Annotated in this window: 11 protein-coding genes; 6 read left to right on the top strand and 5 right to left on the bottom strand. The window is 43.9% G+C overall.

What is annotated here, in order from left to right:
- Positions 1–40 precede the first annotated feature (40 nt).
- The 4 genes from IX91_RS07135 to IX91_RS07120 all read left to right on the top strand — a co-directional run bounded on the left by IX91_RS07135 (position 41) and on the right by IX91_RS07120 (position 4,539).
- The gene (locus IX91_RS07135) at positions 41–1,348 is read left to right on the top strand and encodes a TolC family outer membrane protein (protein WP_004743850.1); all 1,308 of its coding nucleotides are present in this window, start codon (positions 41–43) and stop codon (positions 1,346–1,348) included.
- Between the two features lies 1 nt (position 1,349).
- Positions 1,350–1,961 (top strand): OmpA family protein, encoded by a 612-nt coding sequence (locus IX91_RS07130; RefSeq protein ID WP_004750011.1) that lies wholly within the window; start codon positions 1,350–1,352, stop codon positions 1,959–1,961.
- Between the two features lie 100 nt (positions 1,962–2,061).
- A complete protein-coding gene (locus tag IX91_RS07125; protein WP_004743853.1) occupies positions 2,062–2,415 on the top strand; it encodes a DUF2750 domain-containing protein in 354 nt (117 codons plus the stop codon).
- Between the two features lie 150 nt (positions 2,416–2,565).
- Entirely contained in the window at positions 2,566–4,539 is a 1,974-nt protein-coding gene (locus tag IX91_RS07120) for a diguanylate cyclase (protein WP_004750009.1), read from the top strand.
- Here IX91_RS07120 and queC read toward each other — a convergent pair.
- Positions 4,496–5,194, bottom strand: a complete 699-nt coding sequence (gene queC / locus IX91_RS07115; protein ID WP_004743535.1) for a 7-cyano-7-deazaguanine synthase QueC — start codon at positions 5,192–5,194, stop codon at positions 4,496–4,498. The genes IX91_RS07120 and queC overlap by 44 nt on opposite strands.
- 11 nt (positions 5,195–5,205) lie before the next feature.
- Positions 5,206–5,874 (bottom strand): 7-carboxy-7-deazaguanine synthase QueE, encoded by a 669-nt coding sequence (gene queE, locus IX91_RS07110; protein ID WP_071881265.1) that lies wholly within the window; start codon positions 5,872–5,874, stop codon positions 5,206–5,208.
- A 155-nt stretch (positions 5,875–6,029) separates the two neighbouring features.
- Between queE and IX91_RS07105 the strand changes: the two genes are divergently transcribed.
- The gene (locus IX91_RS07105; RefSeq protein WP_004743533.1) at positions 6,030–6,839 is read left to right on the top strand and encodes a Cof-type HAD-IIB family hydrolase; all 810 of its coding nucleotides are present in this window, start codon (positions 6,030–6,032) and stop codon (positions 6,837–6,839) included.
- 143 nt (positions 6,840–6,982) lie between these two features.
- The gene (locus IX91_RS07100; protein ID WP_004743532.1) at positions 6,983–8,620 is read left to right on the top strand and encodes a methyl-accepting chemotaxis protein; all 1,638 of its coding nucleotides are present in this window, start codon (positions 6,983–6,985) and stop codon (positions 8,618–8,620) included.
- A gap of 66 nt (positions 8,621–8,686) precedes the next feature.
- Here IX91_RS07100 and IX91_RS07095 read toward each other — a convergent pair whose 3' ends face one another.
- From IX91_RS07095 to IX91_RS07085, 3 genes are all read right to left on the bottom strand, one after another.
- Positions 8,687–10,117 carry a bifunctional NUDIX hydrolase/phosphatase PAP2 family protein gene (locus IX91_RS07095; RefSeq protein WP_004750006.1) on the bottom strand — a complete coding sequence of 477 codons (1,431 nt, stop codon included), beginning with the start codon at positions 10,115–10,117 and terminating at the stop codon, positions 8,687–8,689.
- Between the two features lie 12 nt (positions 10,118–10,129).
- Positions 10,130–10,609, bottom strand: coding sequence for a GNAT family N-acetyltransferase (locus IX91_RS07090; RefSeq protein ID WP_004744062.1), 480 nt, complete (start codon positions 10,607–10,609; stop codon positions 10,130–10,132).
- Between the two features lie 117 nt (positions 10,610–10,726).
- Entirely contained in the window at positions 10,727–12,604 is a 1,878-nt protein-coding gene (locus IX91_RS07085; RefSeq protein WP_004750005.1) for a propionyl-CoA synthetase, read from the bottom strand.
- Between the last annotated feature and the right edge of the window lie 30 nt (positions 12,605–12,634).

The following is a 12,634-nucleotide window of genomic DNA, read 5'->3' as shown; positions in this document are numbered from 1 at the left end:
AGTAATATCCTCACCTACGAGCACTTCGAGGAGAGTCAGAGTGAATTGGAATAAGTTGAAAGTACTAAGTTGCGCGGTTGCACTTAGCTTTCCAGCACACAGTCAAACATTAGAGCAAGCCGTCGCATTTACGATTACGACCAATCCAGAAATCAAAGCTTCTTACAACGAATTTAAAAGCAAGTTTTACGATGCAGAAGCTTCTGGTGGCGCCTATATGCCAAAGCTCGACTTGGATGCAGGAATTGGGTTCGAAGCTGTTGACCCAGCCACGACAGCTCCAAAAACTGAGTTAACCCGTAAAGAAGCAACGCTAACGCTTACGCAGCTGTTGTGGGATGGCTCGGCGACACTCAACGATATGGATCGCACCGCAGCAGATGCGGAATCTGTTCGCTTCCAACTAATGTCAGACGCTCAAGACATTGCTCTTCAGGTGACTAAAATCTATTTAGACGCAACAAAAGCTTACGAAGTGTTAGCACTATCGGAAAGCAACCTTGCTGTGCATAAAGAGATTTACTCAGATATAAAGAAGCGCGTTGATTCCGGTATTGGTTCAACGGCGGATTTATCGCAAGTTGAAGCGCGTTTAGCAAAAGCACATGGTAACTTGCTCGCCGCGCAAAATAATCTATTTGATGTTCACACTCAGTTTAAGCGCATTGTAGGTCAGTCACCACAGGGACTTACCTTCCCTCGCGCAGATCAAACAGCCATCCCTTTTACCGTAGATGAAGCTTTAGATACTGCGTTTAACGCTCACCCAGTAATTAAAGTGGCTCAAGCAGACGTCGACTCTGCTCGATTCCAATACGATCAAACTAAAGGCGTGAACTACCCAACTTTATCTATTGAAGCTAACCAGACTTGGCGTGATGATGCGGGTGGTATTAGAGGAAGTAGCGATGAGTTCTCAGCAATGCTCCGTATGCGTTACAACTTATACAACGGTGGCTCAGACTCTGACCGAACTGAAAGTGCCGCATATCAGCTTAACAAAGCAAAAGATTTTCGTGACCGCACCTACCGTAGCGTAGAGGAAGGCTTACGTCTCTCTTGGAGTGCGCTTGATCTAACGGTACAACAAAAAGACTTTCTTGCAGACCATGTAGACTCGGCGTCAGATACCGTTATTGCGTATGAAAAGCAGTACAAACTTGGAAAGCGTACCCTACTTGATCTATTAAACACTGAAAACGAATTGTTTGAAGCACGTAAAGGGTATTTGGATGCTAAATACGACGAGCAATACGCTAAGTATCGCGTAATGAACGCGACAGGCAACCTGCTAGCAGCACTTCGTGTCGATACACCTCAAGAGTGGAATGAAAAGGTAGAATACTGATATGAATAAATCACTTGTAACTATGATTATCGCGGCTACCGTATTCACTGCTCCTCTCAAAGCAGAAGACGCGTACGAATACATTGACACCCCAACTCCAAACCAAGTGGACGACTTACTTGATGATGACAAAGATGGTGTTATTAATGCTCGTGACCTGTGTCCTCAAACTCCCCGCCTTGCTGAAATAGACAACGACGGCTGCGGCACTTACGTGAAGACAGAAGAAGAGATGAGCTTACATATCTTGTTTGCCAACGACTCTGATGAAATTCAGCCAGTATTTCTTGCCCAAATTCGCGAGATGGCCGACTTCCTTGAAAGCTACCCATCAACTTCAATTGAACTGCAAGGTTATGCGAGTAAAGTCGGTAAGCCTGAGTACAATATGGCCCTTTCAAAGCGACGTGCCATAGCGGTCGAAGATGCTTTGCTAGCAAATGGAACCGCCTCTGATCGAGTACGTATTGTCGGCTATGGTGACACGAACCTAAGTGAGACAGGTACCGACGAAATCAGCCATGCTAAAAACCGCAAAGTCGTCGCAACCGTTATCGGACACAAAGGTAACGTAAAAGAAGAATGGTCCATTTTCACTAAAATTAAAAAATAGCCGTTTTTCTTAGATTAAGGGGGCTTAGGCTCCCTTTTTTATTTTGCTTTGCTGTATTGAGTGTTACCCTAGCAGCGAATCCACGTATGAGATAATACCAATGAGCAAATTAACTGCTGATATTCAAGCAAACCTTGAGTTATTCGTTGCTGAAACGAAGCAATCTAAACTGGTTTGGGGAATGCGTAACGAAGAAGGCTGGCTGTCTTGCGATTCTACAGAATTTGAAAACAGTGAAGTAATGCCTTTCTGGTCTTCTAAACAAGATGCAGAAACTCACAATGTTGAAGAGTGGGCAGATTTCGAAGTGCTTGAGATTCCGCTAGACATCTTTGTTGAAGATTGGCTACTCACCTTAGCAGAGGACGGTGTTCTAGTTGGTACAAACTGGAATGACCAACTGGAAGGTAAAGAGATGGAACCATCTGACCTAGCTAAATTGTACTTAGACTAAGTAGATTTGAAAAATGCGCCTCGAAGGCGCATTTTTTTATAGAAATCAAAGCTATCCAAGTCGCATTTATTCAATTCAAATTTAGCAACACATTGTACCCTATTAGTAAGTTACTCTACTATGTAACAAACAAAACTAATACTAAATACAATGAAACGTCTAACCGCTTGGTATATCGCTTTTGCTGCACTCGCATCTACTTCGGCACAGGCCATTAATACAAATCATCTAGAGAAGTGGGAGATCGCTTACAGCGAAGCACTTAAGGTCAGCGAGAGCAAAGCATTATCGATGCTACAAGATCGGTACAACTCGCTACCTCCAAATATCGAAAAGCTCTACATTAGCTCCAAACTACATGGTTTTATGACGCAGCGAGGACAGCCATATTATGGCAATGAGCTCGTCTTCAACCCGGAGTACTCCAAATTAGAACAAACATTTATTGAAGCTCTCAATAAGGAGCTCAGTCTCGACTTTTCAACCGCACGTTCAAACTACCTCGACTTACTTAAACACTTTAGTACAAGTAATGATCTTCAAGGCAAGATTCTATTTGAGTATCACCTATGTCGTGCTATGAACATGCAAGGTCAATATTACAGTGCGCAGCTGTATTGCAACGCACTTGAAACACACATAAAAGATACCGACCAATCGATTCTTCCCAAACACCTTGCTCTTCGCGTAATTGCGAACAACCAAGAGTTCACTGGGGATTATAAGAGTTCACTAGAAACCTACCAAAGCTACCTAGCAGTAATCCCAAATTACGTTGACCCTTCTGGGGTATACAATGATGCAGGGCTTTTGCTTAAAACACTCGGTCAGTTCGATTTGGCTAAAGAGTACTTAACGATTTCTCTCAGAATAAGAGCAACCGCTAAATCTCCTCTCAAATTGGCGCAATCTCACCATAGCATGGGCGATATATTATTGGCATCGCAGGATTATCATGGCGCCGTCGAACACTTCAAACACTCGAAACTTCTGCTAGATAGATTCAATCATGCCTATGGATTGACCTGTGTAAAGTTGGGCCTAGGTAAGGCTTATGCAGCATTAAAGCAATTTGAGCTTGCAGAGCAATTCTTATTAGATTCGCTCAACTCCGCTGAGACTCAAAATAATGAGCAGATTCAGGGCGAGATCTATCTTGCTCTCTCCCTACTAGACAATGCAAAAGGTGGCTACAGCTCGGCATTGTATTTCGCTCAACGGGCAAATGATTTGGCCACCAAAATTGGCAGTGAACGATTACAAGCACGTGCACTTAGAACAATGGCTCAGCTTGAGGAAGCTAATGGCAATTACGCCGTCGCCCTGAAGCATTACCAACACTATTTTGATTCAGAGTTATCTAAAAGAACCAAGAGCAGTCGCTCTGCTTTTTTGGCGCTAGAACTCGCGCAAAAAGAGTTTAATCAGAAAGTGAAAGATAACAAGAGTGTTGAAATCATTGAATCCCTTGAGCAAGAAGTCGTTAAATTACTCTCTCAACGGCAGATGTTCTTACTACTTATTGTTCTCTTGCTCGCCACCATTATCGGACAGTATTTCTTTAGCATAACAAAAAGTAGAAAAGCAGAAATGGATCAGCTTACAGGGGCGCTTAACCGAGCCGCGGCCATCAAACGAATTAGAGCGATTGATAGAACCTCAGCCCAAATTCGCAAACACGTACTCATCTTACTTGATCTAGATGACTTTAAGCATATCAATGACAGCTATGGCCACCCTACCGGTGACCGCGCTCTCGCTACCATAGCAAAAGGAATCAATGAAGTTATCAATGAAGAGGATGTATTTGGTCGACTCGGAGGCGAAGAGTTTGTCATCGTTTTGAGAAATGTCGATGAGCTTGATGTTAGAGACAGAGTAGAAAATCTCCACCAGACCATCGCGAGGAGCACTTTTGAAGCGGAAAATAGCGAAAAGCTCAACGTTACCGCGAGCTTTTCTTATCTTGCTACATCTAAACCACTACATGACTTTGATGAACTCTATTCAATTTTGGATCAGGCGCTTTATCAAGTGAAACAAAATGGTAAGAACCAGATTATTGATGCCTACAATGAGCCTATTTATCTGCCGAGTTCTGCTTACGTACCAGTTCAGCCATAATAGCCTTGCGCTCAGAAAGGTAGTCGTTTAAGCCTACCTTTCTCAGCTCGCAAGATGGGCAATCACCACATCCATCACCGATGACACCATTATAACAAGTAAGCGTTTTCTCTCTTACCAGTTGCAGAGCATCGTATTGATCAGCCAGCGCCCAAGTTTCCGCTTTGTTTAGCCACATCAGCGGCGTAGAAATTTCTAGCTGACGATCCATACCCTGCACAAGCGCATTATTCATCGCTTTTACAAAATCATTACGACAATCCGGATAACCAGAGAAGTCTGTTTCACACACACCGGTAATCACAGTCTGTGCGCCAATTTGATAAGCGTAAATACCTGCAAGGGTAAGAAATAGGATATTACGTCCTGGTACGAATGAGTTAGGTAAACCGTTCTCTTGTAACTCATGGGATACTGGAATATCGTCGCGTGTTAAAGAGCTAATAGCAAGCTCATTTAATAAGCCAACATCCATCACTTTATGAGCTTTGACACTTAGTTCTTTCGCTAAGCTTTGTGCGACTTCGATTTCAAGTTTATGGCGCTGACCATAGTCAAATGTGATGGCATGAACTTCATCAAAATCTTTAATTGCTTGTACTAGACAAGTCGTTGAGTCTTGTCCACCACTAAATACGACAACTGCTTTTTTCATTTTGAATTCCTTTACGCAATGCTTAGATATTTGTGAGTTTGAATCGATAATCGCCAGTTTCTCGCAACACATACATCAATACAGAGCTGGGTCGCTCGAGGCTTTTGACTAATTGGTTGAAGTGCAATCGTTGTCTCTTCAGGCACGTTTGCTCTTTCCAATAGTTCATCTAGGTGGTCGATATCTTTTTGCGTCGCCACCGGATGTTTGATCTCATTCGCTCGAACCAGTGCAGAATCAAGAACGGGGAGCTTACCTTTCATCGCGACTTTAGGTGACACCGTCACCCATGTATTGTCTGTCGTTTTGACCTCAGATGTGCCACTGGTTTCGATCTGACATCGACAACCATGCGCTTCAAATGCTTGAGTCAAAGGAACCAGATCATAGATACAAGGTTCTCCGCCAGTAATCACAACATGCTTAGCAGTGTAACCTTGCTTTATGTACTCATTAACAATGTCCATCGCCGATACAGAGCACCAAGTTGGAGAGTCCTCTTTCTTAGCTAAGATCTCATCTAGAGGTCTTTCGTCTTGAGGAGTTGCATCCCAAGTTTGCTTGGTATCGCACCACGCACAACCTACAGGGCACTCTTGCAAGCGAACAAATACAGAAGGAACACCGGTGAAGACCCCTTCCCCTTGGATGGTTTCGAACATTTCGTTAATTTTATACAACTTAATCTCAGCCTAATTTATCTTCAAAATTCTGCAGGAACGTGACCTTAAAGGAGACGCCGTGGAAGGTCAACTAAATCATAAATTGATCAATCTTTTCACAGCGATTATTCTGCTTCTTTTTGTTAATTTTGTAGTTAGGTTTTAGGTAAGTTATGTATAAGCTAATAGCACTCGATTTAGATGGCACGTTGCTAACGAGTGACAAAACGATTTCCCAAAGAACAAAGCATACGATCGCTGAAGCGCGTAAACGAGGTGTAAAAGTCGTACTCGCATCTGGTCGTCCATTAGATGGAATGCAAAGTAAGCTAGACGAACTTGAGATTGAAGGTGATAACGAGTTTGTCGTTTTCTTCAATGGCTCAATGGTGAAGGAAATTGGCACAAATAGAGTGATCCACTCGGCGATTATTGACGGAAAGCGAGCAAAGCAAGTCGCGGAACTGGCTAACAAACTGAATTTAGATTGCCATGCGTTCAGTAACGAGTTTGGATTAATAACGCCAAAATTCAACGAGTTCACCGACGTTGAAGCAACCATCAATCAAATACCAGTCATCGAGAAGAACTTTGATGAGTTAGAAGATGACCACCCTATCATTAAAGCGATGATTGTCGGCGCTCCTGACAAACTCACCGCCGCAATCAATAATATTCCAGCTAGTTATCAAGATGAATTCACAATCGTCCAGAGCGCTCCTATCTTCTTGGAGTTTTTAAACCTTGAAAGTAACAAAGGGGTTGGCATTAAGGCGATTGCTGAACATTTAGGCATTTCATCTAGCGAAGTGATCTGTATGGGCGACGCCGAAAATGACCATCATATGATCGAATACGCAGGGTTAGGCGTAGCAATGCAGAATGCAATGGAGCAAACCAAAGCTATCGCCAATCATATTACATTGAGTAACGATGATGATGGCGTGGCGACAGTAATTGAAGAATTTATTTTAGCTCGCTAGAAGCTCGGAGGTTTAGCCTCCGATAAATTGTCGCAATGGTCACGATAAAAACTTTTATCCAACAAAACCAAACAGTTATACGACATCCCCACCTGTAATTGCTATTATTCCAGCCTTGTTTATTATTTCTACAGGCTGGATATATGTTTACCGATTTATCTGTTAAAAAGAAAATCGTTCTGCCCGTTTTTTTGATCATTTTACTTTTTGCCACTAGCTCCATAATTAATATTGTCGCTTCTCAAAAAAGAGCGCATCTATCTAATTCGATTCAGCAGCACTACCTACCTGCTCTCTTTACTCTTGAAGACGCCTATCGAGATTTATACCAAGCGACCTCAGCAGTTCAAGCCCTAGTATTGGCCACATCAGAAAAAGAAATCGAGCATCACCGCTTTGAGTATAAAGACAATGCTTATAAAGCTTTACCTCGTATGGAGCACGCAATGGAGCTTGTGAAACTAGAGTTGCTCCCTAACTCACTCAAGCCAGAGATTGAACAGCTGGTTCGACTGGGTAATGACTGGCTCTCAAGTTATGAAGCGTTTATTAATGCACCTGAGTCAGAGTGGCAGCTATTCTATGAACAAAATAAACAAACCTTCGACCGTCAGTTTGTCGAAGTACGTCAACAGCTCAATGTCGTTAAAGATGCGATAGAAGCCGCACGCAGTGAAACTCAGATTGCAAACGAAGCGGCGGCAAAGCAAGCTGAACTGGCACTAGAAGTTGGCACATTCATTGTTATTCTTATTGCCCTGTTAACCTGCTGGTTTTTGATCAAAGCGATAGTGAAACCTATCGAACAGATCACTCAAACCATGCATGATATCGCCTCTGGAGACGGTGATTTAAGTCAACGAATTTCCAGCCAATCAAAAGATGAAATCGGCCAGCTCGCGGAAGGCTTCAATACCTTTGTTTCAAAGATTCAGCACACCATTGAACAGGTTATTGATAGCGCAGCTTCGGTTCGCAGCGAAATGGCACATCTTTCCACTGTGGCACAGTCCATTTCTGATTCGACCAATCAGCAACAGCATGAAAGCGAAGTCGTAGCGGCAGCGGTACATGAAATGCAAACGACCAGTCATTTGGTCAGCGAAAACGCAAGTAGCGCGGCAGATGCCAGTCACGGAGCTAATCAGGAGGTTAAGTCAGCCAACTCAGTATTAGAGTCAACTGTTGAGTCTATTCGTGAACTAGCCGCTGATATAGACAATGCTAGCGGAGTCATTCATACATTAGATCAAGACGTTGCCAACATCGCTTCAATACTGGATGTTATTTGCGGTATTGCTGAGCAAACTAACTTGCTGGCTTTAAATGCGGCAATAGAAGCTGCTCGCGCAGGTGAACAAGGACGCGGGTTTGCGGTTGTTGCCGATGAAGTTCGCTCTCTTGCTAGCAGAACACAACATAGTACTGGCGAAATTCAAGCAATGATAGAACGATTGCAGTCCGGTGCGGAACAAGCAGTCGAAGTGATGCAAGCGAGCAAATCAAGCAGCGACTCAACCATCACCTTAGCTCAATCTGCAACGCAATCTCTGTCAGAAATTCTTACTGCTATTAGCAAAATGAATGAGATGAACACGCAAATTGCCACCGCAGCGTCTCAGCAAAGCTCTGTCAGTGAAGATGTGAATTACAACGTACAAAAAATAGCAGATAGCAGTTCAACCATGGTCAAAATGGTTGGTACAGCAGACCAATCTATCTGTGCGCTAGAAAACCAATGTGAACGCCTCGAAAAACTGGTATCACAGTTTAAGTGTTAAACAGCCACCAACAAAATAGCCGACTCTAGTTCAGAGTCGGCTACTGTCAAAATCACTCTCTAACGGTTAAGCCGCTGTGTCTACCCTACTCATCTTTCTCACCGAGAAAACAAACAGGCAAATCAATAGCGGGTAGCGCAATGCTTCCACACTGAGTGACGCAATACTGCTTGAGGATACATGCTCAGCGGCCACACCAATCAACCCATTTGCTAAAACAAGCATCACGGTAATCATCAGCAAAGCCTTTCCGGATGCGATATTTGCATCTCGTTCAAAGGTTATCACTAGCCCTAACACAGTTAGGATTATCGCTAACCAATAAGTAAAAATCGGTGTAGGCCAAAACAAGGTCATCACAGCACAAGCGATAAGCAAAATTACCCAAACCATTTTTGAAGTCATCAGTGCTTTCGCATCCACCTCTGGTTTAGATTCGAGTCGAATCAAATGCCAAGAACAAAGTATGCCTAAAAGAGCGCCACTTACGCTGTCAGTCAGAAATGCGGAACCACTATAAAACTTAGCGGCTGTTAGCCATAACAGTGCGAAGAACAAAGACAACGACCAACGATTAATCGATAATCTCTCTGTCCCATTCAAGAAAAGAACACCCACACACGACCATACCGCAATAGGTAAGCTCGGAAGGCTGAAGCCATAACTCTTGGCTAGATCTAATGCTGGTAGATAAACATGTGGTCTAGGAAACGCAAAACCTTGCTGAGCAACCAAACTAAGCAGTGACGTCATAGTCACGGCAAAAAAGACCTTATAGCTAAACTCTTTACCAAATCGCCAATATAAAAGCGGAAAAAGAATCAGAATTAGAGAAGGCTCTGCTAGCCAGTTTCCGGCGAGTAGTAAAGGTTCGACAATGTTTGCAATACCACTAGGAAGCTTTAGAAATAAATGCTGAATCTGAGTCATCCAGCTAAGTTCAATTTGATGGAATGCAGGAGCCGCTTCAATAAGATTGCCAACAAAAACGACTTTTTGATCGGTCGCTTGTGGCAAAACAGTCCCTAGCCACTCAAGTTGGTCAGGAAAGCGATACTCCTGTTTCGGGACAACAGTAGGATCGATCAACATCGCTGAAGAGACTTCAATACCATAATGTGGAGCGAACCAGATAGGCAGTTCATATCCGTCTAACCTGTTGTTAAACTGGAATGAAACAATATCTGAGTCAGAAACACAATCGTAGAACACCGCTTTCTCGGTACGCCCGAGTTCTTCCTTAATGGAAACAACAAGACCTGTTTCTTCCCAAGTTTCTCGTTGCGCTGCAAGCTTTGGAGACTCCCCTTTAGCGACGCCTCCTGCGGGGAGAGAAAGCTTGTTGGTGAGGATTTCTTTTACCAATACAATCTTCTCACCAGAACGTATGACACAGGCAGCTCCAGAGATTGACGAGTCATTCGCAACAGTAAGTGAAGAGGCAAATAGAGAGATAAACCCGAGTACGAGCGATAATATTTTAGTGTTGAGCTTCATTCTAAATTCTTGTTAATTGGTTACGGACTTTCGTAACCAATGGATATGATGTTCAAAGCCGAAATGACGGTAAAACTCAATTGCAGACTGATTAAATTCCCAGACTTCAACAAAGATATCTTTTACGCCATATTCCTCAAAACGCGTTTCGATATGCTGACACAGTTCGACTGCATGCCCTTTGCCACGATAGTCCTTAGCGATATACAGTTCATCGATGCTGCCCATCTGAACTGGCTTACTTACTGTGGAAATCAGTTCGCAAAAGTGACCACTAATAAATCCTATGATTTTATCGTCTTCACATGCGACAAATACAACACATTCAGGATCATCTAAATATCGAGCAATACTCTTTTCCTGCTCTATATCTTCAGCAGTTTTAAAATGTTCGGGGCATTGGCGATGATGCTCATCATGCAAGTAAAACATAAGATCATTTAACTGCTCTAAATCTTTGTCATGCGCACTACGAATGGTCACATTGTGCATAAATATTTTTGCGTTACGAATAAAGTAACAGTTTGGCGGTTTAACAAAAATTTTTCAATAAAAAAGCCCCTTTAGTTGGGGGCTTAATTTCATTATCAGAAAATGCTGTGGCTCAAGTTAAGAATGCAGTGCTTTTTCAATCTCTTCAAGGCTCGTTGGGTCATCGATCGTCGAAGGCACTGTGTACTGCTCGCCATCGGCTATCTGGCGGATGGTACGGCGCAAGATCTTGCCGGAGCGCGTCTTTGGCAAACGCTCCACAACGAGTGCATGCTTAAAACAGGCAACTGCTCCAATTTCATCGCGTACCTTACCAACCAGCTCACCTTCAAGCTGGACGTCATCGACTTTAACTCCGTCTTTAAGCACAACCAGACCTAATGGCAATTGACCTTTCAAATCGTCATGAACACCAACAACCGCACATTCCGCAATAGCCGGGTGGCCGCCAACGATCTCTTCCATCTCACCAGTTGATAGACGGTGACCTGCAACATTAATCACGTCATCGATACGACCCATAATAAACAAGTAACCTTCTTCATCAAGGTAACCGCCATCACCAGATACATAATAGCCCGGGAACTGACTCAGATAACCAGATTCAAAGCGGTCGTGATTACGCCAAACCGTAGGCAGACAGCTTGGTGGCAGTGGGCGCTTCAAAGCGACAAAGCCCTGTTGATTGGCTTCTACTGGCTCACCAAGCTCATTAAGGATCTCAACCTGATAACCTGGGATTGGTTTAGTCGCTGAACCTGCTTTCACTGGCATCAACTCAATTCCGGTAGGGTTACCGGCAATCGCCCAACCTGTTTCCGTTTGCCACCAGTGATCGACCACTGGTTTGTCGGTTTTGCTTTCTACCCACTCTAATGTCGGTGGGTCTAAACGTTCACCCGCCATAAAGATGGTATTAAGGTTTGATAAATCGTATTGCTTGAGGCACTCACCTTCTGGGTCTTCTTTCTTAATTGCGCGGAAAGCGGTTGGCGCGGAGAACAGTACTTCGACTTTGTACTCTTCACACACTCGCCAGAATGCGCCCGGATCCGGAGTCCGTACTGGCTTGCCTTCAAATAGTACTGTTGTACAGCCATGAATCAGCGGCGCATAGACAATGTAAGAGTGGCCTACGACCCAGCCCACGTCAGAAGCTGCCCAGTAAACACTATCTTGTGGAATGTTATAAATCGCACTCATTGAGTACTTCATCGCCACAGCATGCCCACCATTATCGCGTACTACACCTTTAGGCTTACCAGTCGTCCCTGAAGTATAAAGAATATACAACGGGTCAGTCGCCAATACTGGCACACATGCGTGAGGTAGAGAGCTTTCAAGCGCTGTCGCCCAGTCGACATCTCGTTTCGCCTGTAGCTGAGCTTCACACTGAGCTCTTTGCAGAACAACCACTGTTTCAGGCTTCCATCGACTGTCCATTATCGCTTTATCGACTAGTGGCTTGTACGGAATAACTTTATTAACTTCAATACCACAAGAAGCGGTCATCACCAATTTAGGCTCTGCATCTTCAAGTCGAACCGCTAACTCATTCGCTGCAAATCCGCCAAACACAACGGAGTGAATCGCGCCTAGTCGCGCACAGGCAAGCATTGCCATTGCTGCCTCGGGAATCATGGGCATATAGATAACGACGCGGTCACCCTTTTCAACGCCTTGCTCTGCGAGCATACCCGCTGTTTTTGCGACCTGATCCCGAAGCTCGGTATAGGTATATTTTTGCTTATTCCCGGTCACTGGTGAATCGTAGATCAATGCGGTGTTATCGCCACGTCCTTGTTCGCAGTGATAATCAAGCGCTAACCAAGAGGTATTAAGCATTCCATCGGGGAACCAGCGCTCTATACCATTTTCATCCTTGGCTAGAATCGTTTGTGGCTGTTTAAACCAATCAATATTTTTCGCTTGTTCCGCCCAAAACGACCCAGGTTCTGACAGCGCCCATTGATACTCTTTTTGATATGCAGACATAGTGCTTCCTCCAGTATGTCCTGACATTGC

It is taken from the genome of Vibrio tubiashii ATCC 19109, assembly GCF_000772105.1.
In the GTDB taxonomy this organism is placed as follows: Bacteria; Pseudomonadota; Gammaproteobacteria; order Enterobacterales; family Vibrionaceae; genus Vibrio; species Vibrio tubiashii.
Note: the sequence above shows the minus strand (reverse complement) of the source record. Positions and strands in the feature narration are given on the sequence as shown.